This window comes from Komagataeibacter sp. FNDCF1 (assembly GCF_021295335.1).
In the GTDB taxonomy this organism is placed as follows: Bacteria; Pseudomonadota; Alphaproteobacteria; order Acetobacterales; family Acetobacteraceae; genus Komagataeibacter.
In genome coordinates this window covers 2,877,095-2,903,361 of sequence record NZ_JAIWOT010000001.1, presented here as the reverse complement: position 1 = coordinate 2,903,361, position 26,267 = coordinate 2,877,095, and the positions used below count along the sequence as shown (strand labels likewise).

At 64.1% G+C, this 26,267-nt stretch carries 24 protein-coding genes and 2 tRNA genes; 13 read left to right on the top strand and 13 right to left on the bottom strand.

Translation table 11 applies throughout. The features are described from left to right. Positions 1-160: 160 nt before the first annotated feature. Positions 161-2,221: an NAD(+) synthase gene (locus tag LDL32_RS13715; protein ID WP_233067831.1), complete on the bottom strand. Its 2,061-nt coding sequence runs from the start codon at positions 2,219-2,221 to the stop codon at positions 161-163. A 129-nt stretch (positions 2,222-2,350) separates the two neighbouring features. On the opposite strand from LDL32_RS13715, the gene LDL32_RS13710 reads away from it, so the two are divergent. Continuing rightward, positions 2,351-2,527, top strand: coding sequence for a DUF1328 domain-containing protein (locus tag LDL32_RS13710; protein WP_007398807.1), 177 nt, complete (start codon positions 2,351-2,353; stop codon positions 2,525-2,527). On the opposite strand, the gene LDL32_RS13705 is transcribed toward LDL32_RS13710, so the two are convergent. The 8 genes from LDL32_RS13705 to LDL32_RS13670 all read right to left on the bottom strand — a co-directional run bounded on the left by LDL32_RS13705 (position 2,481) and on the right by LDL32_RS13670 (position 8,495). Next, the gene (locus tag LDL32_RS13705) at positions 2,481-2,990 is read right to left on the bottom strand and encodes a disulfide bond formation protein B (protein ID WP_255673821.1); all 510 of its coding nucleotides are present in this window, start codon (positions 2,988-2,990) and stop codon (positions 2,481-2,483) included. The two genes, LDL32_RS13710 and LDL32_RS13705, sit on opposite strands and share 47 nt — an antisense overlap. Positions 2,991-2,996: 6 nt before the next feature. Next, a complete protein-coding gene (locus LDL32_RS13700) occupies positions 2,997-4,349 on the bottom strand; it encodes a trehalose-6-phosphate synthase (protein WP_233067829.1) in 1,353 nt (450 codons plus the stop codon). Beyond that, positions 4,337-5,092: a trehalose-phosphatase gene (gene otsB, locus LDL32_RS13695; RefSeq protein ID WP_233067827.1), complete on the bottom strand. Its 756-nt coding sequence runs from the start codon at positions 5,090-5,092 to the stop codon at positions 4,337-4,339. The genes LDL32_RS13700 and otsB overlap by 13 nt, the downstream gene beginning before the upstream one ends. Positions 5,093-5,232: 140 nt before the next feature. Beyond that, positions 5,233-6,576: an IS1182 family transposase gene (locus LDL32_RS13690; protein WP_233063728.1), complete on the bottom strand. Its 1,344-nt coding sequence runs from the start codon at positions 6,574-6,576 to the stop codon at positions 5,233-5,235. Positions 6,577-6,641: 65 nt separating this feature from the next. Beyond that, positions 6,642-7,319 (bottom strand): DUF2155 domain-containing protein, encoded by a 678-nt coding sequence (locus LDL32_RS13685; protein WP_233067825.1) that lies wholly within the window; start codon positions 7,317-7,319, stop codon positions 6,642-6,644. Then, positions 7,316-7,537: a hypothetical protein gene (locus LDL32_RS13680; protein WP_233067823.1), complete on the bottom strand. Its 222-nt coding sequence runs from the start codon at positions 7,535-7,537 to the stop codon at positions 7,316-7,318. Before LDL32_RS13680 ends, LDL32_RS13685 begins: the two co-directional genes overlap by 4 nt. Then, the gene (mlaD, locus tag LDL32_RS13675; protein ID WP_233067821.1) at positions 7,534-8,067 is read right to left on the bottom strand and encodes an outer membrane lipid asymmetry maintenance protein MlaD; all 534 of its coding nucleotides are present in this window, start codon (positions 8,065-8,067) and stop codon (positions 7,534-7,536) included. Before mlaD ends, LDL32_RS13680 begins: the two co-directional genes overlap by 4 nt. Before the next feature lie 59 nt (positions 8,068-8,126). Next, positions 8,127-8,495, bottom strand: coding sequence for an NADH-ubiquinone oxidoreductase subunit NDUFA12 family protein (locus LDL32_RS13670; protein ID WP_233067818.1), 369 nt, complete (start codon positions 8,493-8,495; stop codon positions 8,127-8,129). A 235-nt stretch (positions 8,496-8,730) separates the two neighbouring features. Between LDL32_RS13670 and LDL32_RS13665 the strand changes: the two genes are divergently transcribed. The 6 genes from LDL32_RS13665 to LDL32_RS13640 all read left to right on the top strand — a co-directional run bounded on the left by LDL32_RS13665 (position 8,731) and on the right by LDL32_RS13640 (position 15,976). Continuing rightward, entirely contained in the window at positions 8,731-10,314 is a 1,584-nt protein-coding gene (locus LDL32_RS13665; protein WP_233067815.1) for a vitamin B12-dependent ribonucleotide reductase, read from the top strand. Positions 10,315-10,357: 43 nt separating this feature from the next. Further along, entirely contained in the window at positions 10,358-10,825 is a 468-nt protein-coding gene (locus tag LDL32_RS13660) for a RidA family protein (RefSeq protein ID WP_233067813.1), read from the top strand. Between the two features lie 79 nt (positions 10,826-10,904). After that, positions 10,905-12,062: a GNAT family N-acetyltransferase gene (locus LDL32_RS13655; RefSeq protein WP_233067810.1), complete on the top strand. Its 1,158-nt coding sequence runs from the start codon at positions 10,905-10,907 to the stop codon at positions 12,060-12,062. 110 nt (positions 12,063-12,172) lie between these two features. Further along, positions 12,173-13,159, top strand: coding sequence for a zinc-dependent alcohol dehydrogenase family protein (locus LDL32_RS13650; protein WP_233067807.1), 987 nt, complete (start codon positions 12,173-12,175; stop codon positions 13,157-13,159). Positions 13,160-13,322: 163 nt separating this feature from the next. Then, positions 13,323-15,095 (top strand): DEAD/DEAH box helicase, encoded by a 1,773-nt coding sequence (locus LDL32_RS13645; RefSeq protein WP_233067805.1) that lies wholly within the window; start codon positions 13,323-13,325, stop codon positions 15,093-15,095. A gap of 101 nt (positions 15,096-15,196) precedes the next feature. Then, entirely contained in the window at positions 15,197-15,976 is a 780-nt protein-coding gene (locus LDL32_RS13640; protein WP_233067804.1) for a hypothetical protein, read from the top strand. 81 nt (positions 15,977-16,057) lie between these two features. Here the strand turns inward: LDL32_RS13640 and LDL32_RS13635 are convergent, their stop codons facing one another. Next, positions 16,058-16,519 carry a hypothetical protein gene (locus tag LDL32_RS13635; RefSeq protein ID WP_233067802.1) on the bottom strand — a complete coding sequence of 154 codons (462 nt, stop codon included), beginning with the start codon at positions 16,517-16,519 and terminating at the stop codon, positions 16,058-16,060. A 376-nt stretch (positions 16,520-16,895) separates the two neighbouring features. Between LDL32_RS13635 and LDL32_RS13630 the strand changes: the two genes are divergently transcribed. The 4 genes from LDL32_RS13630 to LDL32_RS13615 all read left to right on the top strand — a co-directional run bounded on the left by LDL32_RS13630 (position 16,896) and on the right by LDL32_RS13615 (position 19,902). Further along, on the top strand, positions 16,896-17,111 hold the full coding sequence (locus LDL32_RS13630) for a hypothetical protein (RefSeq protein WP_233068914.1): 216 nt from the start codon (positions 16,896-16,898) through the stop codon (positions 17,109-17,111). Beyond that, positions 17,108-17,779 carry a helix-turn-helix transcriptional regulator gene (locus LDL32_RS13625; RefSeq protein WP_233067800.1) on the top strand — a complete coding sequence of 224 codons (672 nt, stop codon included), beginning with the start codon at positions 17,108-17,110 and terminating at the stop codon, positions 17,777-17,779. The genes LDL32_RS13630 and LDL32_RS13625 overlap by 4 nt, the downstream gene beginning before the upstream one ends. 82 nt (positions 17,780-17,861) lie before the next feature. Further along, the gene (gene lepA, locus LDL32_RS13620; RefSeq protein ID WP_233067797.1) at positions 17,862-19,667 is read left to right on the top strand and encodes a translation elongation factor 4; all 1,806 of its coding nucleotides are present in this window, start codon (positions 17,862-17,864) and stop codon (positions 19,665-19,667) included. Positions 19,668-19,811: 144 nt separating this feature from the next. Then, positions 19,812-19,902, top strand: a tRNA-Ser gene (locus LDL32_RS13615). A gap of 702 nt (positions 19,903-20,604) precedes the next feature. On the opposite strand, the gene LDL32_RS13610 is transcribed toward LDL32_RS13615, so the two are convergent. Further along, entirely contained in the window at positions 20,605-21,771 is a 1,167-nt protein-coding gene (locus LDL32_RS13610) for an IS110 family transposase (protein ID WP_051672012.1), read from the bottom strand. A gap of 426 nt (positions 21,772-22,197) precedes the next feature. On the opposite strand from LDL32_RS13610, the gene LDL32_RS13605 reads away from it, so the two are divergent. Beyond that, positions 22,198-23,013 carry an SDR family oxidoreductase gene (locus tag LDL32_RS13605; RefSeq protein ID WP_233067795.1) on the top strand — a complete coding sequence of 272 codons (816 nt, stop codon included), beginning with the start codon at positions 22,198-22,200 and terminating at the stop codon, positions 23,011-23,013. Between the two features lie 123 nt (positions 23,014-23,136). Then, positions 23,137-23,694 carry a thioredoxin gene (locus LDL32_RS13600; protein WP_233067793.1) on the top strand — a complete coding sequence of 186 codons (558 nt, stop codon included), beginning with the start codon at positions 23,137-23,139 and terminating at the stop codon, positions 23,692-23,694. Positions 23,695-23,893: 199 nt separating this feature from the next. Here LDL32_RS13600 and LDL32_RS13595 read toward each other — a convergent pair. Both LDL32_RS13595 and LDL32_RS13590 read right to left on the bottom strand, forming a co-directional pair. Continuing rightward, positions 23,894-23,968: transfer RNA gene (locus LDL32_RS13595), tRNA-Thr, on the bottom strand. A 94-nt stretch (positions 23,969-24,062) separates the two neighbouring features. Beyond that, positions 24,063-26,228 (bottom strand): AsmA family protein, encoded by a 2,166-nt coding sequence (locus tag LDL32_RS13590; protein WP_233067790.1) that lies wholly within the window; start codon positions 26,226-26,228, stop codon positions 24,063-24,065. Positions 26,229-26,267 lie beyond the last annotated feature (39 nt).

Genomic DNA, 26,267 nt, shown 5'->3' with positions numbered 1-26,267 from the left:
CGTCCCGCCGCGCCGCCGATGTGCCACCGCCCATGCTGTCGTGACCGAAGCGCGAGCCGGAAAGCTTTCAGGACCGTATTTGTCAGGAATGGGTTAAGAAATTCAGAATCAGGCCCGGCCAGATGCCATCTGCCGGACCGGTTTCCTGCGCCCGGACCGGTCAGCCGGGTGGAACACGGTTTTCCAGTTCCTCCAGCCAGATGCGGGCATTGCCATCCGATGGCGCACGCCAGTCGCCACGCGGCGAGAGCGCGCCACCGGCCAGCACCTTTGGCCCGTTGGGCATGGCCGAGCGCTTGAACTGGCTGAACCCGAAGAAGCGGTTGAGGAAAATCCCCAGCCAGTGCCGGATTTCCGCCAGCGTATAGGTTTTCCGGCCGCTTTCGGGAAATCCCGGCGGCCAGTCCCCCCGCGCCGCATCCCCCCATGCGTGCAGCGCCATGAATGCGATCCTGGAGGGACGGAAGCCATAACGCAGCACGTAAAACAGTGTGAAATCATGCAGGGCGTACGGCCCGATGAGCGATTCCGTGCTCTGCACCGCCTGCCCTGCCGTTGCGGGCACCAGTTCGGGCGAAATCTCGGTGGACAGGATGGCGTCAAGCACCGTGCAGGTGCGCGCCGTCTCGTGCTCATGGGCCATGACCCAGCGGATCAGGTGCTGGATCAGCGTCTTGGGCAGCCCGGCATTGACGTTGTAATGCGCCATCTGGTCCCCCACGCCATAGGTACACCACCCCAGCGCCAGTTCCGACAGGTCCCCCGTGCCGATCACGATCCCGCCGGACTGGTTGGCCAGGCGGAACAGGTAATCGGTGCGCAGCCCTGCCTGCACGTTCTCGAACGTGACGTCGTACACCGCCTCCCCCGCGGCAAAGGGATGGCCCATCTGCTCCAGCATGATCCGGGCTGCGGGGCGGATGTCGATCTCGCGTGCCTGCACGCCCAGGGCCGCCATCAGTTCATGCGCATTGTCGCGCGTGCCGCTGCTGGTGCCAAAACCGGGCATGGTATAGCCAAGCACCGCCTGCCGCCCCAGCCCGCATTCATCCGCCGCACGGGCCGCGACCAGCAGGGCATGGGTGGAATCCAGCCCGCCCGACACACCTATCACCAGCGTCTTCGCCCGTGATGCCAGCACCCGCCGCCTGAGCGCCGTGACCTGTATGGTAAAGGCCTCGTAGCAGTCCTGGTCCAGCAGGGCCGGATCGCTTGGCACGAACGGAAAGCGGGAGACGGCGCGCTTCAGCCCCGGCGCGTTTGCAGGCGGGTTCAGGACCAGTTCGACATGCCGCCACTGTGTTCCGGCAACATGGGCGCGATTGTCGGCAAAAGTGCCCATGCGCAGCCGTTCCTGCCGCAGCAGGTCCAGATCCACATCGGCCATCAGCGTGACCAGCCCGGTGGGAAAGCGTTCGCTTTCCGCCAGTATCGCACCGTTTTCAAAGATGGAGGCCTGCCCGTCCCACGCCACGTCGTTGGTGGATTCGCCTTCCCCCGCCGCGGCATAGACATAGGCACACAGGCACCGCGCGGAATGGGACTGGCACAGCAGCGTGCGCGTGCGCGCCTTGCCTACCGTGATGTTGCTGGCGGACAGGTTGGCAATGACCGTGGCACCGGCAAGCGCGGCATGGATGGCGGGGGGCTGGGGAACCCACATGTCCTCACACAGTTCAGCTGCAATCACCAGTCCGGGCACGCCATGCGCCTGGAACAGCAGGTCGGTGCCAAACGGAACCGCGCGGCCACCCAGCATGACATGGGCGCCCACCACCCCGGCACCGGCGGTAAACTGCCGGGGTTCATAGAATTCCCGGTAATTGGGCAGGTAGGATTTGGGAATGACCCCCACGATCCGGCCATCATGCAGGGCGATGGCGCAGTTGTACAGCGCGCCCCCCCATTCAAGCGGCGCACCGACCAGTACCAGCGGCAGCAGGCCCGCGGTCTGGCGGGCAAGCCACAGCGCCGCCTCCTTCACCCGGTCAAGCAGCACGTCCTGCTGGCGCAGGTCGTCAATGGCGTAACCGGACAGGCCAAGTTCAGGAAACACCGCCAGCACCGCACCCGCTTCATGGCAGGCACGGACGCCTTCATCAATGCGGCGGGCATTTTCCATCGGGTCGGCCAGCACCACAGGCAGGGTGCAGGCAGCCACGCGGGCAAAACCATGTTGGTACAAACCATGGAAACCAGCCGTGCCGCTGCCTGCTGTCATGTCCGGCCTCCCGCGCCGCATTTACCAAAATCACCGCCCCGGATGAACCGGGTGCCTGCTGGCGCATTGTTATAGGACGGATGGCATGCCCCGTCTGTCATCACAAACCACCTGTAAGGAACCCGAATCATGGACCTGTTACGCTGGACCATCACATTCCTTGTCCTGGCCCTGATCGCCGCGGTCTTTGGCTTCGGCGGCATCTCTGACACCTTTGCCTATTTTGGCAAGGTCCTGTTCTTCATCTTCATCGTGCTGTTCATCCTTGGATTGATTTTCGGCCGCGGCCGCGGAACCTTGTCCTGACCCGCGTCCCACGCCGTACGAAAGGAATCAGCACGAGCGCGTAAAGACAGCCCGCTGCCGCCATTGAAAGCGGCACACCGGGCACAAGATAGGTTGCCGCGTCGCACGGCTTGGCCGGGCGCGCCGGCATGGACGCCAGACGCTGCGCGAAACTGCCACCCCTGAACGTGGGGGCACGGCATTCGGGCAGCGGACTGGGCCACCATCCCTGTTCCACCCCGACATGAACAAACCCGAGCCCCGCCGCAACCACAAGCACCGGCACGCATAGTGACAGCGCGCCGCGCGCCGCATCACGCGGCAGCACGGCGGCAAGCATGCCAAGCACCAGCAGCATACGGTAGGGCCATCGTTCCCACAGGCACAGCCCGCAGGGCACATGGCCAAGGCCATGCTCGCTCCACCATGCAACGGCAAGGGCGGCCGCCCCTGCCAAAACCATCAACCACGCAGCCTGTCGCATGATGGCCTACGACCGGTCCGCGACCGGGGCCGCTTCAAGAGCATGCAGGAAGTCAGCCGCCCAGCTTACGGCCGTGGTACTGCTGACTTCACGTTCCAGCGCGCGCCACCGCGTGCGGCGCTCGGCCAGTCCCATGGTCAGGGCCTGATGCAGGGCATCGGCTATTTCATCCGGGTCATAGGGGTTGACCAGTATTCCCTCATCCATTTCCGGCGCCGCACCGGCAAAGTGCGACAGGATCAGCACACCCGGGTTGTCCGGATCCTGGGCTGCCACATATTCCTTGGCCACCAGGTTCATGCCATCGCGCAGCGGGGTGATCAGGGCAGCCTCCGCACGGCGGTAGAAGCCGGCCAGCACCTCCCGCGGGAGCGGGCGGGTGATGTAGCGGATGGGGGTCCAGTCGAATTCGGAATAGGCGCCGTTGATCCGCCCGGTCAGTTCATCAAGCTGGCGGCGCAGCTGGCGGTATTCCTCAACACTGCCGCGCGAGATGGGTGCCACCTGCAGGAACGTGACCCTGCCCCGGTGTTCGGGATAGCGCGCCAGAAGGGCTTCATACCCCCGGAAGCGCTCGGGCAGGCCCTTGGAATAGTCCAGCCGGTCCACGCCCAGCACCAGCTTGGCGCCACGCAGGCTGCCTTCCAGCCGCTCGACCTCCTCGCCCTCCATGCTTTTTTCCGCCTGTGCACGGAATTCATCGGGGTCTATGCCGATGGGAAAGGCCTCGCCACGCGCTGGCAGGCCATTGACCTCCAGCGAATGGTTCAGGTTCTCGGCGTCTTCCGGGGTCTGCACGCCCACCAGGTCGTAGCTCTGCATATCTTCCAGCAGCAGGTCGGCCCCCGGCAGGGAGCGCACCAGGCTCCATGGCGGGAACGGAATATGCAGGAAGAAGCCGATCCGGCACTTTACCCCCAGGTCACGCAGCGCCTGCCCCAGCGGGAACAGATGGTAATCGTGCACCCAGATCACGTCATCGGGGCGCAGCAGCGGCAGCAGCGTGCGGGCAAACATGGCGTTGACCGCCAGATAGGTCTCCCAGTCCGTGCGGGAATAGTTCATGAGCCCGACGCGGTAGTGGAACAGCGGCCACAGGATGCCGTTGGAGAAGTTCTGGTAAAACCCCTCATACTGCAGCGGCGTCAGGTCGATGGTGGCGTAGGTCACGTTGTCAACCCGGTCCAGCCGGGGCACGGGGTCACCGCCATGCAGCTGCACCTGCTTGCCCGACCAGCCGAACCACAGGGATTCCCCTTCGCGCAGCGCGTCCTTCAGGCCAACGGCCAGGCCGCCGGCGGGCTGGCTGCGCTCACGCGGGGAGGGTACCCGGTTTGAAACAATGATCAGCCGCCCCATGCGCCATTGCCCCCCTGTGCCAGTCGGGCAAGCCAGCCACGGAAGGAAGCCGGGTCAGGAAAATTGGCGGGAATGCGAAAACCCACTCCCCCCAGATGCACCGCCATGCGGATGCCGTCCTCGTCCGTTACGTCATCACCCACGAAAATGGGGGAACGCCCGGCAAAAGGTGCCGCCTGCATGAGCACCTCCACCGCATGGCCCTTGTCTATGCCCGCGGGGCGGATTTCCCATGCCATCTTGGCCTCCTGCACATGAAAGGCGCCATCGGTGGCCGCGACCCATTCATCCGCGACCCGGCGCAGCGCCGCACCTGCATCGGGTGCGCCACGATAGTGCAGCACCAGGGCGGCCTTCTTGCGTTCGACCCGCATGCCGGGATGGGCCTGCGCAAGCCTGTCCGCCTGTTCCAGCCAGGCCTGGGGCACGGGGGGCAGGGGCACGCGTTCAATGGGCTGGCCCGGCGCGTGGCGGATGGCGATGCCATGCTCGCCCGCCACCGCATAGGGCACACCGGGCAGGAAATGGTCGATCTGTTCGATCGGCCGACCCGATATGACAGCCAGCGCGTTGCCGCACCTGTCACGCAGGCGCCTGAGCGTATCGACCAGGCCGGGGGCGACAACCACGGATTCAGGCGTGGGCGCGATATCAACCAGCGTACCATCAAAATCCAGCAGGAACGCCGCGCGGGCCGGCGGAGGCAGCTGATCGAGCGAAGGAAGGGAAGAAATCTTGCTCATGGTTGTTCTAGCCTCTGGCAAAGCCGGGGAATACGCAAGCCCGCAACCGCGCTGTGCAGGCCTGCAGCATTGATACGATAAAAACTAACAGCCTGTCGGGTTGGGCATTTTGCGGCTGATAACGCCGAGGCTGACCCGGCTTATGCTGCCTGAAGCCGTGCCATTCTTTTGCAGTTGTATGCGAGAGCGACGAGGGTCCATTCAGTCGTGACTTTTGCAAGGCCACGCAGACTGAATCTTCTGAAGCCCATGATGCTTTTGATAATTCCAAAGACCGGTTCAACGGTCTGTTTTCGTAGTCTGTAAATATTTCCGGCTTTTGTGGTTTCCAGTTTTTTCTTCATGGCAAGCCGCCAGGGTTCGGTGATCCGGCGCGGTTCCCTGTCTTCAGGAGGTGGCCGGAAGTCATAAGGCCTGCGGGCGCAGGGCCGTCCGATGGCGACCAGCGGATCGATGCCTTTTTTCCGCAGGTCCCGGACCGCCTGCCCGCTGGCGTAACCGGTGTCGGCGAGCACTGTCTTTGGGAGACCGATCGTGTGTTCCATCGACAGCACGGTGCTGGCAAAGGATGGCGCGTCCGCTGACGTGGCGACAACGTCGGTTGTCACGATCAGCTGACTGCCTTCGGCGCAGACCACGGCCTGGGCATTGTAAGCCTGCCGGAACTCGTGGGCGTCCGAACGCCGCATGAGGCGGCTGTCGGGATCGGTCAGACTGATCTGCCGGTCGGGTGGCGGTTCATCATCCGGCGGTTTCGGCGCCCTGCCACGACGCCCTGTTTTCGCATCATAAGCGGCTTTCTTCTTCTCGTATGCCGGTCGCGCCGCCTCGGCCTGCGCTTTCGCATCTGCTTCCAGCCGGGCGCAGGCTTCGTCCAGCTTCGCTTTCAGTGTTTCCCGTCGGGCAAGCTCTTCTGGCAGGGCCTGCGGATCTCTGTCTGTGGCATCTGCGTGCTCCGCCTGGTCCATCAGTTTCGCGATATCCACCGCCAGCTGTTCGCGCAGTGCCCTGATCCGGTCGTAGCGCAGGGAACGGTATTTCGAAGCGTCGGCATCAATTTTCGTGCCGTCAATCGATACGACACCCAGACGCAGCAGACCCGTCTCGCGCGCCAGAAGCAGGACCTGCGCAAATGCAGCTTCAATGGCTGTCCGGTTCGTCCGGCGGAAGGTCGCAATCGTATCATGATCCGGATGCAGGTTCGCCGCCACGAAGCGTACCCCGATGTCGCGATATGTCGCCCGCTCGATCCGGCGTGAGGAAAACAACCCGTTCGCATAGCTGAAGATCAGAAGGGCCAGCATCAGGCGCGGATGATACTGCGCCTTGCCTCCCGTGCGCACTGGCACGCAGAACGCACTCATCGGAACCCGCTCAACAGCTGCGACAATGAAATGCGCCATATCGTCAGCCGGAAGCCACGACGTCAGATCAGGCGGCAGAAGATACGGCTGGGATCGGTCAAACGGGATGAAGCGGCTCATCGCGACACTCTACAGCCTTACCCCTTCACAGGGTACCCCAACCCGACAGGCTGCTAAACTATTTTCTAATGCAGCATCAGCGGGGCTGCTCCGTCATCCGCAGGGTCCGCTGGCGGAGCGGGCAGCGGGGGAGAAGCCGGTGGTGGCGCGAGCGCTGGCGCCTGCGCGGGGGGAAGCGCCTGTGTTCCCTCAACCCCGCCGGTGCCGGGGGTGGCACGGCTGGGCGCGGGCGGCACGGTGCCGTCGGGCATGGGGGGCGTGGCGGCAGCGGGATCGCTCGCAGCCGGTGCCGGGGGCTGTGCCGCAGCAACCGCCAGCGGCGGCGGGACGGGCGCTGTCGCATCCCCCCCGCAACTGGCCAGCTGCACGTCATAAAGCGGGTTCTGGAACACGCCCGTCGCCGGTTCGGCAATGGCCATCCACCCCTGGAAGGCGGCCATGCCTTCATGCGCGTCATGGATTTCCAGCCATGCAGCACTATCGGCCGACAGCGTGGCCGGGCGCTCGAGGCAGGAGGTGGCGTGCAGCGTCAGGCTCTTGTAGGGCACGTCCTGGCCCACCGGAATCTCGACCTGCTGGACATGGGCATCCAGCTTGTCCAGCACGCGCACCACGGCAACCGAACGGCCCTGCCACGTATCGGGCGGGTACATGGCGGGCGCGGGCAGCCACTCCGCCGCGTGGGCCAGGCCGGGCAACAGTGCAAGCATCAGGCCGGGCAGGCGGCATGCGGCCCGCCTCATGCCTTCGGGCTCCGCAGGCTGTCCACCAGCCCATGCAGGATCCGGCGCATCGCCGCTTCATCCACGCCCATTATGACCGCATCCTCGAACGCATCGCGCAGGATACCGTGCAGTTCGACATGGTTTTCACGCAGCACCAGCAGCTTGTCACGGCAGGAGACGGGGGTGCCATCAGGCTGCGGCCAGATTTCGGGCATGCCTGCGTCATCATGGCTCATGGCGTGGCGTCCCCTGCGGGGGCGGCCGGGGCCTGTGCCCTGTCCTGCCGGTTCTTTGTCAATGTATCCGTTACGGAGAAGATGAACTTGCTCAGCAGCTGCTCGAGGCTGATCGCACCCTGCGTCTGGCCGATCGTGCCGCCGGGGGCGAGCATCTTTTCATCCCCGCCGGGGGAAAGGGCGATGTACTTGCCCCCCAGCAGGCTGTCGCTGGTAATGATCGCCGCCGTGTCATCTGGCAGTCTGATATCGGGCCGGACCGTAAAGGCGACCTGGGCGGCGAATGTCTTGGGGTCGACCCGTTCATCCACCACATGACCCACCGTAATGCCGGCAAGCCGCACGTCGGAGCCGACGGACAGGCCATCGATATGGGCAAAGCCCGCATTCAGCCGGTAACCGGATTCATGTGTCCGGCCCTTGTCCAGCACGGCATAGGCCAGCATCCCGGCCAGTATGGCCAGCACGGCAAACCCGGCAATAAGTTCCGCCGGCTGGTGGCCCGCGCGCCCTGAAACAGCAGCAACCATGGTGGCAATGCTTCCCCAATATCCAATGGCGCGCACCCTAGCAGGTTACGCCACGGGTTTCATCCCTCGGGGTACCATGCCTCATAATCGCTGGTGGTAGAAGCCCGCTGCCCGCCACGCAGGTCGCTGCCTGGGGGGTGATAGGCCCCGGCCGTGCCGGTCTGGTTGGGTTGCCAGGGCTGCTGCCAGGGCTGGCGCGCGCTTTCGGGCAGGGGGGCTGCATCCATATGGTGCAGCCAGCCCCACCATTCGGGCGGCACGGCGGATGCGTCCTCGCCCTTGTGGTAGATGACCCAGCGCTCATGCCGCTTCTCCCCGCCGCCGGTGCGGTTGGGGGTCCGGGCTTCATAATAACACCGGCCATCGGCGTCCCTGCCGACCAGCCGCCCCCTGAAACGGGTATAGATACGGGTGCCTAGATTTGCCATGCCCCGAGCCTAGTCCGCGCGGGCCCGCGCGGTCCACGCGGATATGCGCCTCCGCCCCTCACATCTGCGGGATCGCACCACGGCCGCGGCAGGGTGGCGGTTCCGGGGCTGCGGTCCATGCGCCCCGCTCACGGGAAGTTATCCCCCATATCCACTGTACCCAGTGGGATGTATAGTTGCGACTCCGCCACGAACGGGTTCCGCCCGCCCCATGCCCACCGGTAAAACGGAAGGCATGACAGCACGAAGCCACTGGAACGGCGTGCGCATGCGGACGGTAGAGGCCGCAGCGGACCCTGACGACGCGCCACGTTCCGTTACCCTGCCCGCCGACTGGGATGATACGGCAGCCGAGGCCCTGGCCCGACTGACCCCCGGCCATGGTCCCGTCAGCCTGCCCGAGGAGGCGGCGCACTGGATAGACGACCTGTGCATGGGGGAAACCTCCGGCCCGGCCGTCCGCCCCGTCGCGCGCGCGCTGTCGTGCCTGCTGCTCATGCGGCAGGCCGCCCCGGCCCAGGGTCTGTGGCAGGGCCACCATGACCGCAGACCCGGCTTCGTGGTCAATCTCGCGGCCTTTGTGGAGGCCGACAGCAGCTTCATGGCCCGCGACTTCGTGGCCGCCCTGCGGCTGCTGGCCCGTACACTGCGCACGATCGCACGGCACGGACAGCACCCGTGCAATGGCGAACTGCCCCTGCCCGACCCCGCGGGCCGGCTGGGCGCGCATCTGCGCACCGCCCCGCCGCCGGGGCAGGAACACCCGGTGACTGCCGGCTCCATCCTGCTGACCAACCTTGATGCCTGCCTGGCCGGGCTGGGCTTCGACTATGACAGCGAGGCCGGGCGCGATGCCGCCTGCAGCATCGTGGCACTGGCCACCCTTGTCGCCCATTCCGGCGAAGGCGCGGACGCCATGCCACTTCCCCCCGTGCGCAGCATCCTGCCCGGTGTCAGCCAGATCGCGCGTAGTGTCTGGCAGGAAGCCGCCGTGGAGGCCGACCAGCCCGCGGCACGGGTCGAGACGGGCTTTTCCGCCCCCGGCCCGGTCGACGCGCTGCTGGGTGTCGAGGCCTGCGGCCTCGCCCCCGTCTTTTCGCCCCTGCGTGCCGATGGCAGGCTTGCCACCAGCACGCTGGCCCGCCTGGCCTGCCGGGGCCTGACGCTGGAGACCGCCTTCGCCGCCACCCTGGCGGGTGAGAGCGTGCTGCCCCTGCCGGGTGCCGCGTCCCACCAGGCCATGCACCGCGCGCTGAGCGGCTTCGTGGACCGCGCGCCCCCGCGTCCCGATGTCACGCGCGACGCGCTGGCCACCCGGGCCGGGCTGGAACGCGGCGTGCGCCGCCCGCTGCCCGCGCGCCATGGCGGCTTTACACAGAAGGCCAGCGTGGGCGGCCACCGATTGTTCCTGCGCACGGGCGAATACGCCGATGGCGCGCTGGGCGAGATCAGCCTGACCCCCACGCGTGAAAGCCCGATGGTACGCGGGCTGATGGACACGCTGGGGCAGGCCGTCAGCATCGGGCTGCAGTATGGCGCGCCGCTGGAAAGCTATGTCGAGGCCTTCGCCTACACCCATTTCGGCCCCGCCGGCACGGTGGAAGGCGACCCGGTTGCATCCTACGCGACATCCATGCTGGACTATGCCTTCCGCGCCCTGTCCGATGCATATCTGGGCCGCAGGCTGCCCGACGCCCCGCACGAGGACATGATGGCCGATAGCCCCGCCCCCATGCTGCCGCTGGACCTGCCCGAGTCCGGCAATGATGATGGCGATGACACCCCCCCGCGGCGGCGCAGGCTGCGGCTGGTCGGCTGACCGGCCCCGCACTGCCCGACCCACAATGACAAGGACGACACCAATGCCTGACACCACTCCCGAACAGCGCCTCAAGCAGCTTGGCATCATCCTGCCCACGCCTGCGGCACCGGTGGCGAATTACGTGGGTGCCGTACTCAGCGGTTCCTCGCTGGTCGTGTCCGGCCAGCTGCCGCTGGTTGACGGCAAACTGCTCACCACGGGCAAGCTGGGCGGCACTGTGCCGGTGGAACTGGCCGTGGAGGCCGCGCGCTACAGCATGATCAACGTGATCGCGCAGGTTAAGGCGGCCGTGGGCGACCTGTCGCGCGTGAAACGCGTGGTGCGGCTGGGCGGCTTCATTGCCTGCACGCCGGATTTCACGCAGCATGCGGCGGTGATGAACGGGGCCTCCGACCTGGCGGTGGCGGTATTTGGCGATGCGGGCCGCCACGCCCGCTCCACCGTGGGCGTGCCCTCGCTGCCGCTCGATTCGGCTGTCGAGGTCGAAGGCCTGTTCGAGATCGGCTGAACACGGATGTAACACCCCACCGCAGGGAGCCTGTCATGACCACAGCACACCCCGTCGCCCGAACCGCGATGCGCGCGTCATGACCGGCACCACCATGACCCTGCACCGCAGGATTGCCGAAATCCCGGCACGGGAATGGGATGCCTGCGCGGGGGATGCCAACCCGTTCGTCAGCCACGCCTTCCTTTCCGCGCTGGAGGACAGCGGTTCCACCGGCCCCACCACGGGCTGGCTGCCCCAGCATCTTGTCCTGCGTGACGGTGAAGGCCACCTGCTGGCCGTGGCCCCGCTTTACGCCAAGGGCCACTCCTTTGGTGAATACGTGTTCGACCAGCAATGGGCGCAGGCCTTCACGCAGGCGGGTGGACGGTATTATCCCAAGCTGCAGGTAGCCGTTCCCTTCTCCCCCGTGCCGGGGCCACGCCTGCTGGTGCATCCCGACACGCCCGATGCCGATGCCCGCCGCCTGCTGGCCGGGCGCGCGCTGCGGCAGGCCTGCGGGGAGCTGGACCTGTCTTCCGTCCATGTCACCTTCTGCACGCGGCATGAATATGACCTGCTGGGCGAGAGCGGCTGGCTGCAGCGCCTGGGGGTGCAGTATCACTGGGATAACGACGGCTATGCCAGCTTCGATGACTTCCTGGATGCCCTTGCCTCACGCAAGCGCAAGGCCATCCGCCGCGAACGGCGTGACGCCAATGCCTGCGGGCTGACATTCCACACCTATCGCGGCACGGACATTACCGGGGCGCTGTGGCATGACTTCCACCAGTTCTACCTGTCCACCGTGGACCGCAAATGGGGCAGTGCCTATCTTCAGCCCGACTTCTTCCCGCTGCTTTCGGAACGGCTGGGCGACCGGGTCGTGCTGATGGTCGCGCGCCATGAGGGCGTGCCCGTGGCCGGCGCGCTCAACCTCATGGGCCGTGATACGCTGTATGGCCGCAACTGGGGGCGGCTGGAGGGGCATGACTGGCCCTTCCTGCATTTTGAACTGTGCTATTACCGCGCCATCGACTTTGCCATCGAACACGGGCTGAAGCGGGTGGAAGCCGGTGCGCAGGGCCAGCACAAGCTCCAGCGCGGCTACCGTCCCTGCCTGACCCATTCCGCCCACTGGATCAGCCATCCCGGCCTGCGTGAAGCGGTGGCGGAATTCCTGACCCATGAACGCGCCGCCATCATGGCCGAACTGCCGGCACTCGATGCGCTGACCCCCTACCGCACGCAGGCGTGACGCCGTGATGACCCATGTCATGCCCCACATCGGCCGCGACATGCCAGACTGCACCCGAATGCACCCGCACAACCGGCGGGTCGCACATCCCGGACGTCAAGGAGCGGATCATGTACGCAATGCGACTGCTTGCCCCCCATACCCCCCTGCAATGGACCGAACTGCCCGATCCGCAGCCCGGACCGGGACAGATCCGGGTAAAGGTGGGGGCGTGTGGCGTCTGCCGCACCGACCTGCATGTGGTTGATGCGGACCTGCCCTTTCCCGGCCATGCACTGACACCAGGGCATGAAATCGTGGGACGGATCAACGCGATCGGCCCGAACGTGACAGGACTGCGCATGGGCCAGCGCGTGGGCATTCCATGGCTGGGCCATACATGTGGCTGCTGCCATTATTGCGAGACCGACCACGAGAACCTGTGCGACCACCCGCTGTTCACCGGCTACACGCGCGATGGCGGCTACGCCACGCTTGCGGTGGCGGACGCGCATTTCGCCTTCCCCCTGCCCGAGGGTGATGATGACGTGGCGACCGCCCCCCTGCTCTGCGCGGGACTGATCGGCTGGCGCTCGCTGGTCATGGCAGGAAAGGATGCGCGCAGCATCGGGCTGTACGGTTTCGGGGCTGCGGCCCACATCATAGCGCAGGTGGCGGCATGGCAGGGGCGCTCGGTCTATGCCTTCACCCGGCCGGGTGATACGAAAACGCAGGAATTCGCCCGCTCGCTGGGCTGCGTCTGGGCGGGCGGGTCGGATGAACTGCCGCCCGAACGGCTGGACGCCACCATCATCTTCGCCCCCGTGGGCGCGCTGGTGCCCGCCGCGCTCAAGGCCGTGCACAAGGCCGGACGCGTGGTGTGCGCGGGCATACACATGAGCGAAATCCCCGCCTTTTCGTATGACCTGCTGTGGGAGGAGCGGCAGATCGTATCCGTCGCCAACCTGACCCGGCAGGATGGCATCGACTTTCTTGATATCGTGCCCCGCGTGGGAATCCGCACCACGACCACGCCCTACCCCCTGCGCGAGGCCAACAGGGCGCTTGACGACCTGCGCTATGGCCGCTTTGAAGGTGCGGCCGTGCTGGTGCCCTGATTGCCACGGGGGCGGGGGAAAATGCCCCGCCTGTTATTAATTCTGGCTTTTGGGGCAATCATTCTTTATGCACCGGCCTTCTCCCTGACGCATGAACGGCCGGCGGCCAGTTTCCTTCCTGCGTCGCCCATGTTCTTCATGCTCTGTCCGGATTGCCCGATACATGCCGTTTCCTGAAACCCACCCCGCCCTGCAACGCGCGCTGGACGAGCGTGGGTACGATAACCCGACCCCCGTCCAGAAAGCCGTACTGGATGTCGCCGCCGAAGGCCGCGACCTGCTTGTTTCCGCCCAGACGGGTTCGGGCAAGACCGTTGCCTTCGGTATCGCCATGGCCGACACCCTGCTGGGCGGGGCCGAACGCTTTGGCCCGGCGGGGCCGCCGCTGGCCGTCATCATCGCGCCCACGCGCGAACTGGCCATGCAGGTCACGCGTGAACTGACGTGGCTATATGCCCCGGCGGGCGGGCGCATCGTATCGTGCATCGGCGGCATGGACGCGCGGCGTGAAGCCCGTGCCCTGCAGATGGGTGCCCATATCGTGGTCGGCACACCCGGACGGCTGTGCGACCATCAGTCCCGTGGCCGTCTGGACATGTCGGACCTGCGCGTGGTCGTGCTGGACGAGGCGGACGAGATGCTCGACCTCGGCTTCCGTGATGAACTCGAGCAACTGCTCGACGCCATGCCCAAGACGCGGCGCACGCTGCTGTTCTCGGCTACCATCGCCAAGGAAATCGCATCGCTGGCACGCCGTTACCAGAACGACGCCGTGCGCATCGATACCCTGTCGGGCGCCAAGCAGCATGCCGATATCGAATACCGCGCCGTCGTGGCCGATGCGCGTGAACTGATCCCCGCCGTGGTCAACGTACTGCGCTATACCGACAGCCAGACCACCATGGTGTTCTGCGCCACGCGTGAAATGGTGCGCCACATGCAGGCGGCACTGGTGGAGCGCGGCTTCTCCTCCGTCGCGCTGTCGGGTGAACTGGGGCAGAACGAGCGCACGCGCGCCATCGACAGCCTGCGCAAGGGCCAGGCCAATGTGTGCGTCGCGACCGACGTCGCCGCCCGTGGCATCGACATCCCGGCACTGGCGCTGGTGGTGCATGCCACCCTGCCGACCGATCCTGCCACCCTGCTGCACCGTTCGGGCCGTACCGGCCGCGCGGGCCGCAAGGGCGTGTGCGTGCTGATGGTGCCCATGTCGCAGCGCCGCCGTGCCGAGCGGCTGATGCAGGGTGCCAAGATCACCGCAACATGGTCCGGCGTGCCCACGGCGGCTGAAATCCGTGCCAATGACGCCAAACGCCTTCTGGCCGACCCGGTGCTGAACCAGGACGTGGCGGAAGCCGACAGCGAACTGGTGGGCCAGCTGGTGGAAGGCCGCAGCAGCGAGCAGCTTGCAGCCGCCCTGCTGCAGATGTACCGCGCCCGGCTGCCGGCACCCGAGAACGTGCGCCACATCACCCCCGATGCCCCCCGCCCGGTGCGTGAGCGCACGGAGCGTGATGGCCCCCGTCCCACGCGCGACAGCTATGCCAGCGCCGAACCGGGCGCATGGTTCGCCATGAATGTGGGTCGGCAGGAAAAGGCTGATCCCAAGTGGCTGATCCCGCTGATCTGCCGCCTGGGGGGTGTGCGCAAGGCGGATATCGGTGCCATCCGCATCAACGATACCCAGACGCTGTTCGAGATCACGCCGGACTCGACCGAGAAATTCCGCGCCTGCATCGCCTCGATCGAGAATGACGAAGTGCAGATCTCTCCCGCCACCGCACCTGCCGGTGGCCCGCCGCGCCGGAGTGGCCCGCCACGTGGGGGCCGGCCGTTCGCACCGCGCAGGCCCGGCGGTGGGGCGGGGCGCCCCGGTGGCTTTGGTGGCCCGACGCGTGGGGGTGCCTCCACACGCAAGCGCCCGCCGCGCGCCTGAGGCACATCCGGGGCAACCCGGAATCCGTACTGAACGTTAAGCGCATGCCCGGTCCCCACCGGGCATGCGTTTTTTCTTAACCATGCGATTCAGGTCTGCCCGTGTTCCTTCCCCGCCCTGTCGTTGCCAGTTTCTGTGCCTTTGCCGCCATAGGTATCGCTTCCGCCTGCGCGGCCCCTGCCGTTCCACCACCCGCCGCTGATCCTGCTGCCTCGCTTGCGGAAGAACTGACCATGGCAAGCGGGCATTACGCACCCGATACAGGGCTGTTTGACACGGGACCGCTGGCCACCACGCTGCGGCAGCTGCTTGGTGGGCGGTATGCGACCTTCGTGCAGAACATGCAGGTGGCAGGGCCATTGCAACCTATGGGCGACACGCTGTTCATGACCGGCAACAGGCAGCATGAAGGCGGCAGCCGCATCGCCTGGCTCCTGACCGACCGGCAGGGGCGCAACATGACCGTGGGCCTGCTCAACCCCGGCCGGGTCGAGATATACACCCTCGGTTCCACACCACCTGCCAGACCTGCCGACATCCGCACCCTGCTTGAAAACTTGGATACCGTCCCGCCGCTGTGCAACCCGGCGCAGGATCTGGCACCCGGCATGCGGCTTGAATGGCGTGGGCAGCTCCGGCCGGGCGCGCAGTGCATCTACCGCGTTGGCCTGCACCGGGGCGAGCAGGTCACCGCACGGCTGGAACCGGCAGGCACCGGGCTGCAGATGCAGGTGCTTGATCCCCGTCATGCCCCTGCCGCGGCGGTGCAGTCATGGAGCGTGCCGGATGATGACCTCTATCTTGTGCAGGTTACACGGCCACAACATCCCACCGCAGGCGGGTCGCGCGCCTTCAGCCTGGGCATGAGCGCGCAGCCATGAAAAAAGCCCGTTACCGCAAGGGTAACGGGCCCTGATGCCACGGACCGGCCCGTACCGGTCCAACCGGCCGGGACACAGCTGTTACTGGTTACCCTGCTGGCTGCCACCATCCAGAAAATTATTGACGTTGGAGCGGGTGTCGCTCTTGAGGTTGTCCCACCGCTGGCGTTCCGTGCTGCCTGCGTTGCGCAGGTCGTCCAGCCGGTTCCTGGGCGCGTTGCGGATTGCATCCAGCCGGTCACGGCCGTTCTGGATCTTCTGGTCAACGCGCGAGCGCTGGTCGGCCAGCTTCTGCGCTTCGCTGTCGCGCGCGCTGTCCCATTTACCAACCGTATTCTGCTTCAGGCTGTCCACCCGATTGTCATAATCCTGCCTGAGGTTCTGTTGCCCGTCCTTCCAGCTCTGCTCACGATTCTGGACGCTCTGGTCAACATTATTGCGATAGGACTGCAGCCGGTTGTCCGCGCAGTCCCCCGCATGGGCGACACGGCCCAGCACATCCCAGCCGGGCGTGTTCTGGCTGCTGTTGCAATCAGCCGCCATTGCACCCGCGGTTCCGGTAACGGTAGCGGCAGCAATGGAAAAAACAAGAACATATCTGCGGAATTTCATAGACATAACCTTGGTCAAAGAGTTTTCTACATAAGCTTTACACTGGCATATGGCATGGATTGGCCAGAAATATGTCAATGCGTTACCATCACGTACAGAATATGGTAATCAATTGCTGAAAGCGTAGCGCAAGGGGCACATGCCTCCTTCCATTCAGGCGCAGGCGCAACCGCCCCGCGTAGTAGACATGCCGCAATAATGCCACTATGTGACATCAGCAAGCACACACGCCACCTATGCCTGAATCCTGCCAGTGCACTCTCATGCAATGGCGGCGGTACTGCTCTCCTGCTTTTCTGGTGGTCCCATGTGGAATGAACCCTATCTCGAATCATGCTGCCGTTCGGCCCTGCACCGGCTGAAACTGAGCGGACAGTCCGGTCGCCCCGCGACCGTGGGGGATGCGCCCTGCCTGCACCGGCTGGAAGGCATGGGCCTGGCCCGGACCGGGGACGATCGCTTCACCCTGACCGAGCAGGGGCATGCACGCCACAGGACCGAGATACTGAAACTGCCAACATGATCAGCCACGACGACATCTGGCGCGCCATAGACCGCCTGGCCGCCGAACGGGGGCTGACTCCCTCCGGCCTTGCCCGTGCGGCGGGTCTGGACAGCACGACCTTCAATCCCTCCAAGCGGATCACGCCTTCGGGGCGGCCACGCTGGCCGGGCACGGAAAGTCTTGCGCGCACGCTGTCAGCCACCGGCATTTCCTTTGAGGGATTCAGCCGCCTGCTGTCGGGCCATCATGACCCGGACACCACCAGCAAGACGCACCATTCGCACCTGAAGATCGCGCCTTTTTCCCAGCTTGCCCACCCCGAACTGTTCGATGCAACCGGCCTGCCCGAAGGTGAACGGTGGGAGAAATGGGAATTCCATGGCATGGCGGACCACCATTCCTATGCCGTGCATGTGGATTGCGACACCATGGAGCCGATTTTTCGCAAGGGGGGCACGCTGGTCGTCTCCCCCACCGCCGCGATCCGGGTGCATGACCGCGTACTCCTCCATACCCCGCAGGGCATGGCGTGCTGCGGCATCGTGACGGAACGCTGGCATGACGCGCCGGTCACGGCGCCCGTGCATGAACTTGTCCGCATAAAGGGGCTTGCCGCCATAGAGGGTGAGGAAATCATTCTGGATGGCGCAACCCGTATCCACCGCATCACAATGGCCTGCATGTAGCCGCGCGCGGACAGGCGGATATTTTACACGCGACCGACAGGTAGCGGCTGACTTTCTCCCAATTTTACACTATGTCTCGCCCATGACCGACACGCCCCTCTCCCTGATCCGCAATTTCTCGATCATCGCGCATATCGACCACGGGAAATCCACCCTGGCCGACCGGCTGATCCAGGCCTGCGGCGCGCTGACACAGCGGGAAATGACCAACCAGGTCCTGGACAACATGGACCTGGAACGTGAACGTGGCATCACCATCAAGGCGCAGACCGTACGCCTGACCTATCCGGCGGAAGATGGCAAGACCTATGTCCTTAACCTGATGGACACGCCAGGCCACGTGGACTTTGCCTATGAGGTCAGCCGGTCGCTTGCCGCGTGCGAGGGTTCGCTGCTGGTGGTCGATGCATCCCAGGGGGTGGAAGCGCAGACACTGGCCAATGTGTACCAGGCCATCGACGCCAACCACGAGATCGTGCCGGTCCTGAACAAGGTGGACCTGCCCGCCGCCGACTGCCCGCGCGTAAAGGAACAGATCGAGGAAGTGGTGGGCATTCCCGCCGATGACGCGGTCGAGGTCTCGGCCAAGACCGGACTGAACATCGAGGCCGTTCTGGAAGCGCTGGTCAAGCGCCTGCCGCCGCCCACGGGTGATGCCGAAGCCCCGCTCAAGGCGCTGCTGGTCGATAGCTGGTACGATCCGTATCTGGGCGTGATCACGCTGGTGCGCGTGAAGGAAGGGCGGCTGAAGCGCGGCATGCGCATCCGCATGATGTCGTCGGGCGTGGTGCATCTGGTCGACCAGGTGGGCGTGTTCGCCCCCCGCATGACCAACGTGGCCGAACTGGGCCCGGGTGAGATCGGCTACATCAACGCCGCCATCAAGACCGTGGCCGACACCAACGTGGGCGACACCATTACCGACGACCGCCGCCCGGCCGATGCCCCGCTGGCGGGCTTCAAGCCCTCCATTCCCGTGGTGTGGTGCGGCATGTACCCCATCGTGGCCGATGATTTTGAAAAACTGCGTGACAGCCTGGCCAAGCTGCGGCTCAACGACGCTTCCTTCCATTACGAGGCCGAGACATCGGCGGCGCTGGGCTTCGGCTTCCGCTGCGGCTTCCTTGGCCTGCTGCATCTGGAAATCATCCAGGAGCGCCTGAGCCGCGAATTCGACCTGGACCTGATCGCCACCGCCCCGTCCGTAGTCTACCGCATGCAACTGACCAATGGCGAGCAGGCGGAACTGCACAACCCCGCCGACATGCCCGACCAGTCCCTGATCGAGACGATCGAGGAACCGTGGATCCGCGCCACCATCATGGTGCCGGACGAATATCTGGGCGCGGTGCTGACCCTGTGCAGCGAGCGGCGCGGCGTGCAGATTGACCTGACCTATGTCGGCAACCGCGCCATGGCGGTCTATCGCCTGCCGCTGAACGAGGTGGTGTTCGACTTCTACGACCGCCTGAAGTCGGTCACGCGCGGTTATGCCAGCTTCGATTACCAGATGGACGGGTATGAGGAGAGCGATCTCGTGCGCATCTCCATCCTTGTCAATCAGGAGCCGGTGGATGCGCTGTCCTTCATCGCCCACCGCTCGGCAGCGGAAACGCGCGGGCGCTCGATCTGCGCCAAGCTCAAGGAACTGATCCCCCGCCAGCTGTTCAAGATCGCGGTGCAGGCCGCCATTGGCAGCCGCATCATCGCGCGTGAGACCATTGGCGCCATGTCCAAGGACGTGACGGCCAAGTGCTATGGCGGTGACATCTCGCGCAAGCGCAAGCTGCTGGACAAGCAGAAGGAAGGCAAGAAGCGCATGCGCCAGTTCGGCAAGGTGGAGATACCGCAGAGCGCCTTCCTCGCCGCACTCAAGATGGACCAGTAGCCTGCCGTCATGCCGCCCCGCCCCGCGCAATCGGGGCGGGTGGCATGGGCATGGCGTTTTCCTCTTGCGCCAATAAAATTTGGTGATATGTTCCGCCGCATCGGGTACGGCCGCCAAGGGATGGCATGGAACCCGGTAACGGCTGGAGAGATGGCCGAGCGGCTTAAGGCGCACGCTTGGAAAGCGTGTGTACGTTAATAGCGTACCGTGGGTTCGAATCCCACTCTCTCCGCCACGACAACCCATTGAAATATTTAAAGAATTTTCACAATCGCCTATCGGTTGTGGTATTCCCGGACCTTTTTCCTATGCGTCGGGGAAGAAGGCAGGGGACACTGTGCTCATTGTCAGAAACCGTTATCTCCTTATGGCAGGGAGCCAGAGGGCGGCAGGAAATCCGGAGATTGCCGGACCTATATCATTTTCATGAAATATACCCTTTTTCTCCCCGATAGTATTATTTAATATTTTTATTTACAAAATATAAATAATACGGAATAAAAAATTAATATACATGTGTTTATTATTTATATACCCTTTCCAATTTACATCCACATGCTTCATTTCTTGAACCCGTAATGACCATCACGGCGCAGGTATTGCATCGGTTCGTGAATGTAATATCAGCCCCTCACATGAGGAGTTTCACGTCAATGGCCACTTTCACTGCGAGATCATTTTTTCTTCTCCGTGTTTTGGATCCATGGTCTGAGCCTGTTTAACGACTACCGGCGCGATGCCGCACCTGTAGAACCTCACATCCGGTCGCCGCTCGCGCGCGGCAGCACCACTATCCCGCATTCGGGGCAAAGGCTCAGGAGAACGGGACCATTCTGAAAGGTCGGCATTGCAAGCCATGGGGCCGATCGGTCCGTTCACCTGGATCCACAGGACTGATCAGGTCCTGGGGATGGGGTTTATGTCTGTGGTGTTTCCATCAGCGGGACGCCGGATGCGCGCCATCGATAACGACACCACTCGTGACATATTTCCAGAGCGCAACAAGAAGCTTGCGGGCCAGGGCAACGATCGCCGTTTTGCGGCTCCGGTTACTTCTTGCGCCCACGTGTTCATGGAACCACTGCGCCAGCGCGGTGTCAGGCTGGTAGCGGAGCCACAGCCAGGCAAGCTGGATCATGGCCGTGCGCAGGCGCGGATTACCGGATTTCGAGACGCCTTGTTCACGGTCGATCGATCCGCTTTTCCACGGCGAAGGCGCCAGACCGGCATAAGCCGCGACCTGCCGCCTGTTGTCGAAATGCCGGAACAGTCCTTCCTGCGTCAGAACGGTGGCAAACTCGGCGCCAATCCCTCTGAGACCCTGCAACAGGACAACTGGCGAACATTGATTGTTGTCATTCACTTTTGCCAATTCGTCCCGTTCGCTCTCAACCATTTTAATCTGTTCCATGAGAAGTTCGATGCGGTCCAGTTCTCGTCCGATCTGCGCCTTGAGATGCTTCGGCAAGGGATGACCATCGCCCGTTCGCAACTCGTCGAGACAGGCACGCCGATCCCGTCGCAGCGGCCGGTAACCTCGAATGCCCTGGCTCAGCAGCAGGCCCTGGACGCGGTTGATATGCCGCGTGCGCTCGCCCACCAGAACCTTACGCTCCCGACTGAGACGTCGGCGGTCTTCCTCTTCCCGTGATGGAGGGCGGACCATTGAGCAGACCCGTGCCTCTCCGCGTTTGAACGCCAGCAGCGTACGGACCAGCATCTCCCCGTCGATACGATCCGTCTTTGCACGCCGGTGCTTGCGGGGAACTGCGATCGACGCCGCATCGACGACATGGCTCTCGATCCAGTCCTCCTGCTTCAAGGCTCTATCGATCCAGAATCCATCCAATCCGGCTTCCTGAATCACCACAAGCGGAAAAAGTCTTCCTTCCCGAGCGCGGGCCTTGTCACGAAGACTAGTGAAACAGCCGAACAGGCCCGCAATATCGCCACCTTGAACCGAGTGGCGCGACATCTTCTCGCTTCCGGGTGAGAGCGATGTGACCAGCCAACTCGATTTTCCAAGTTCCAGTGAAACGAAGATCGCGCCAAGATCAACGCGGATAGCGACCGGGGTCGTGGGATGATCAGATGCCTCGAGCATGGTTCTGCCCTCCAGAGAGTTTCAGCAAGCACACTCTGACACGGCGCGGCTCGCTATCCACTCCTCATGGAATCTGATCGGACTGTTTTTCAGGTGAAAGAACCATTCGAGATATCGAACATCCTGTACTGACCTGGCGGTCTGCGGGCATGACCATAGGGATGGGTATGGATGCGTACCCATTTTTTCCATGCTCCCGGTGCTCCGGCAGAAGCATCCGGTGGCTGATATTGGCCCTGGCTGGCGGATCAGTTGATTTCCAGCCAACGAATGATCGACGGATGATTTCGTTACCGATAGCATGACCCCCATCAAGCAACGGGAAAGTATTCTCTTTCCCCACAGGGAAAACAGCTTGCGGAATGTCCACTGTGGCGCGTATCAGGCGCTACAATGGGCGTTGCGGTCAGGGAAGTATGTAGGTCATTGGAAAATAGCGATTTAAACGACAGGTCCAGTCGGGTTGCGGTTGTAACGGGTGCTACGGGCGGAATCGGGCGCGCACTGGTGCAGCGCATGCTGGGCTGCGGGTACAGGGTCATCATCCTTTCACGTCACGCCACAACGGACATGCCCGGCATTACGGTCGTACCCTGTGACCTGACGGATATGAACAGCATATGCACGGCAGCCACGGCCATTACCAGTCATGAGCCTGCCATCGACATACTGGTACACTGCGCGGGCGTGATCGCGCCACAACCGGTGGGGGAACTGGACAGCGCCATGACGGCCGAGCAGATTGCGGTGGATCTGCTGGCCCCGATCGAACTGACCAATGCCCTGCTGCCCGGCATGCGCGGGGGGGGGCATATCGTCTTCGTGAACTCGATGGCGGCGGTGTTTCCGCTGGCGGGCAGCAGTGTCTACACGGCGGCGAAATTCGGTCTGCGCGGCTTTGCCCGCGCGCTGGAGCAGGAACTCCGGCCCCGACGCATCGCGGTGTCATCCCTCTATCCCGCCAGCGTCAACACCCCCATGCTGAGCCGGGAAATGCAGGCCGGCGGATCGATCTACAACTTTATCGACCCGCCACAGGAACCCGATGTCACGGCCGCGCGTATCCTTGAATGCTGTGAACGCGGCAGCCGCGAACGCTTCAGTTCCGTATTTGACAAGCTGTTCACCCATGCCTGCCTCACCTTCATGCCGCTGCTCAATGCAAGCCTGCCCATCATGAAGATACTGGGCCGCAGGGGTTATCGCGCCCATATGCGCCGCCTGTCCGCCCAGCGGCGCTGACGGCCTTCCATGTTCAGGCCGGTCATGCGCGGCGCGCCCCCCGGCCATGGACACCATGCGGCACGCATCCCCTGCGCCACCCGGCCGGGAGAACAGCGGCCCGCCTGAAGGAGCATCATGATCATGACCGTCCCCTCCCTCCACGTCGCCCCGCTTGAATGGGGGCATGGTCCGAAAATTTTCGAGGCCTTCCTGGAACCGACCTGCCCGTTTTCAGTACGGGCATTCAACAAACTGCCGGAATTGCTGGCCCGTGCGGGGGATGAGCGGATCACCATACGGATCCGCCTGCAATCCCAGCCATGGCACATGTTTTCCGGTGTCATCGTGCGCTGCATCCTTGCCGCGGCAACCCTGGAGGGTGGTCGTGACGCGGCCCGCACCGTCATGGCCGCCGTGGGCGCGCACCGCGAATCATTCGAGTTTACCGATCACTGCGCCGGCCCCAACATGGATGCCACACCCAATGACATCATAAAGCGGATCGAACGCCTTAGCGGGCTGGAACTGGCGGCCGCCTTTGCCGTGCCGGAACTGCAGAAGGCCATCAAGTGGCAGTGCAGGTATTCGCGGCAGAACGGCATTCACGTCTCTCCCACCTTCATGGTCGACGGACTGATCGATCCTGCCATCGGCAGCGGTGATACGGTTGACGCGTGGCTGGAACGGATTTTTGCGTAAGCGACTGTTCTGAAATAATACGATTTTCAAATAACGTCGCCTTTTCCAGAAAAAGGCGGCGTTCCCCGAAGCGTTTTGAAAAAAGCTTCACCAGAAACTGCTTTATGGTTGTCCGGCTTGTTTGCCGGGGCCGTATGCGAAGCGTGCGCTTCATGCGCCCCGTGCGCTTTTTCTAACTGACTGTTTTCTTTTGAAAATGTGGTGCCGGGTGAGGGATTTGAACCCCCGGCCTTCGGTTTACAAAACCGCTGCACTACCACTGTGCTAACCCGGCATGGCGGCAGGATCGGCCCGCTGTTGCGGGTTCCCTGCGGCACCTGTTCCTTTTTGCTGAAATGCCCTGCATGGTCAAGCGGGGATTCCACTCCTCAATGGGCTGCCTGCCTGTGCGCCCAGGCCGCCCGGATCCGCGCGCGTTCGGCTGCGCTCAGCCCGCCGGTAGCATTTTCGGTGCCACCGGCATGACTGCCGGCATTCACATCATGCTGCCCGGATGTTCCCACGGGAGTTCCATGCCCGTGCCTGCCCCGTCTGGCGGGATGGTTGGCATGGGGCGCGATACCTGCGGCCGGGTTCTCGTTCACCTCCCGGATGGCACTGGCGCAGGAGGAATTCTTGCCCACGCCGCCTTCAATGGTGGGCAGCAGCCCTATGGGCGAGAACACGAAACCCGTCAGCACGGACGCCACGGCCCGGCCGATGATTTCCGCCCCCGGTCTGATATTCGGGCTCCTGAGCGCACCCGTGATGTAAAGCGGGCCGGGAAAGGAGGCGATGGCGAAATGCCGTGAATGCGTGAGCAGTTTATAGTCGATGGTATTGTTGCTGAACCTGATGTCCCCGCTGCCCACGGTGCGCGTATCCCCCGTTTCCAGCAGCATGGTGCGGGTGTGGAACACGCCGTCCTGCAGCGGCATGTCGGCAATCAGGCATTTCAGGTCGGTCCGCGCGGGCAGGCCCAGCGCGGAAAGCAGCGCCTTGCCCAGTTCCAGCCCCACCAGGTCGGGCAGGATGGCGGAAATATCGCCGCCATCATCCAGCGCCATGGTAATGCCGCCATCGCCATCACCCACGATCTGGGCCAGCGACTGGCCATGGCCATGCACCACGATATGCCCGCCAATGATCCCCTGCCCGTGCAGGTTATGCCCCATGGCCTGCATCAGCCGGGCCAGGTCGATCTGTTCCATGTCGATGCGGATGCGCGCATCCATGCCGTTGCCCTGCGGTACGAAGGTGCCGCTGCTGGCCAGCGTTCCCTTGCCCACGGCAAAGTTCAGGTGATGGACATCGATCGTACCATCGCGGATATCGGCCAGCACATCGATGTTGTCGAGCGGCGTATGGCGGTTTTCGATATGGTCGCCATGATAGACAAGATGGACATTGGTGGCCTTGAGACGGGGCATGTTGATCGGTGTGGAAGGCAGCACCGCGCCACTGGCCTCATGCGCCTTTTCCTGTGCCGCCTGCTGGGTGGTGGAGGGATGCTCACCCGGTGTCGCGCCAAAGAAACCGCCCAGGTCCGCCAGGTCCACATGGCGTGAATGCAGGTTGGTATCGACAAATGTCACACTCTGGTGCGGGTCCACGTCCAGCGTGCCGCCAAGGTCGCTGGAGCCGACAACACCTTCAAAATTACGGAAGCGCACCCGCCTGTCATGATAATCCAGGCTGCCCGCGACATGGTAGGCGGGGGTCTGGGGAATCACCACGCCCGTCAGCGGATAGAGCAGCGACATGTCCGGCCCCGCCAGCGTCAGCTTCAGCCGTGTACCGGCAAAGGACAGCGGATCATCCACCGTGCCGATCAGCGTCAGGCGCGTGGGGCCGTGGCGCACGTCCACATCAACCGGATAGGGCCGGGTCCTGTCGGCCAGCGAGACCAGCGCCCCGCCCGAAAAATGCCCGATGATGGCCTGCCCGGTATAGGTCCCGCGCAGATCGGCCACGATGCGGGGCTGCACGTCGCCCTTTCCCGGCGTGGTATGGACCTGTGCGCGCATGTCGCTGCGCAGGCCGGCATGGACAAGGTGGAGCTGGCCCGCCTCGATATTCAGCTCGCCAATACGCGGCATGGCGGTCGAACCGCCACCACCGCTGGACGGGAAATGGTAGTTGGCGCTCCCGTCACGCTTCTCGTTCAGTTCCACCACGGGCCTGTCCAGCGCAATGACCGGCAGGTCCACCCTGCCACCCAGCAGGTGCCACAGGCTGATCCCCACCATCAGGTGGTCGGCGGTGGCGAAGGGCGGCAGGGTGTCGAATCCTTCGGGTTCGTCAATCCGCACCCCGTCGGCCGTGATGCGGATCACACGGCCGACATGTACATGCAGGTGCGCCACGCTGACCCTGCGCCCCAGCGCCGCCCCGGCCCTGCGTTCCACCATGGGAATGAACCAGTCCCAGGACCAGAAAATGACCAGCGCCAGCACCCCCACCGCCAGCACCCCGAGAAACGGAAAGCGTATCTGCGCCAGCAGGCCGCGCCGCGCTGTTCCAGGCGGGGTGTCGGAATGATCGGGCTGAGGCATGCTGCAGGCACTCCTTGTGCAGGGGCGGAAGGGATATCA

Coding starts and splice junctions, on each gene's coding strand:
- LDL32_RS13650 (WP_233067807.1), top strand. CDS start 12,173: ATGTACGCAATGCGACTGCTTGCCCCCCATACCCCCCTGCAATGGACC.
- LDL32_RS13705 (WP_255673821.1), bottom strand. CDS start 2,990: ATGCGACAGGCTGCGTGGTTGATGGTTTTGGCAGGGGCGGCCGCCCTT.
- LDL32_RS13655 (WP_233067810.1), top strand. CDS start 10,905: ATGACCGGCACCACCATGACCCTGCACCGCAGGATTGCCGAAATCCCG.
- LDL32_RS13635 (WP_233067802.1), bottom strand. CDS start 16,519: ATGGCGGCTGATTGCAACAGCAGCCAGAACACGCCCGGCTGGGATGTG.
- LDL32_RS13665 (WP_233067815.1), top strand. CDS start 8,731: ATGACAGCACGAAGCCACTGGAACGGCGTGCGCATGCGGACGGTAGAG.
- LDL32_RS13610 (WP_051672012.1), bottom strand. CDS start 21,771: ATGCTCGAGGCATCTGATCATCCCACGACCCCGGTCGCTATCCGCGTT.
- mlaD (WP_233067821.1), bottom strand. CDS start 8,067: ATGGTTGCTGCTGTTTCAGGGCGCGCGGGCCACCAGCCGGCGGAACTT.
- LDL32_RS13685 (WP_233067825.1), bottom strand. CDS start 7,319: ATGAGGCGGGCCGCATGCCGCCTGCCCGGCCTGATGCTTGCACTGTTG.
- LDL32_RS13625 (WP_233067800.1), top strand. CDS start 17,108: ATGATCAGCCACGACGACATCTGGCGCGCCATAGACCGCCTGGCCGCC.
- LDL32_RS13710 (WP_007398807.1), top strand. CDS start 2,351: ATGGACCTGTTACGCTGGACCATCACATTCCTTGTCCTGGCCCTGATC.
- LDL32_RS13630 (WP_233068914.1), top strand. CDS start 16,896: ATGTGGAATGAACCCTATCTCGAATCATGCTGCCGTTCGGCCCTGCAC.
- LDL32_RS13680 (WP_233067823.1), bottom strand. CDS start 7,537: ATGAGCCATGATGACGCAGGCATGCCCGAAATCTGGCCGCAGCCTGAT.
- LDL32_RS13590 (WP_233067790.1), bottom strand. CDS start 26,228: ATGCCTCAGCCCGATCATTCCGACACCCCGCCTGGAACAGCGCGGCGC.
- LDL32_RS13660 (WP_233067813.1), top strand. CDS start 10,358: ATGCCTGACACCACTCCCGAACAGCGCCTCAAGCAGCTTGGCATCATC.
- otsB (WP_233067827.1), bottom strand. CDS start 5,092: ATGAGCAAGATTTCTTCCCTTCCTTCGCTCGATCAGCTGCCTCCGCCG.
- LDL32_RS13700 (WP_233067829.1), bottom strand. CDS start 4,349: ATGGGGCGGCTGATCATTGTTTCAAACCGGGTACCCTCCCCGCGTGAG.
- LDL32_RS13670 (WP_233067818.1), bottom strand. CDS start 8,495: ATGGCAAATCTAGGCACCCGTATCTATACCCGTTTCAGGGGGCGGCTG.
- LDL32_RS13645 (WP_233067805.1), top strand. CDS start 13,323: ATGCCGTTTCCTGAAACCCACCCCGCCCTGCAACGCGCGCTGGACGAG.
- LDL32_RS13690 (WP_233063728.1), bottom strand. CDS start 6,576: ATGAGCCGCTTCATCCCGTTTGACCGATCCCAGCCGTATCTTCTGCCG.
- lepA (WP_233067797.1), top strand. CDS start 17,862: ATGACCGACACGCCCCTCTCCCTGATCCGCAATTTCTCGATCATCGCG.
- LDL32_RS13600 (WP_233067793.1), top strand. CDS start 23,137: ATGACCGTCCCCTCCCTCCACGTCGCCCCGCTTGAATGGGGGCATGGT.
- LDL32_RS13715 (WP_233067831.1), bottom strand. CDS start 2,221: ATGACAGCAGGCAGCGGCACGGCTGGTTTCCATGGTTTGTACCAACAT.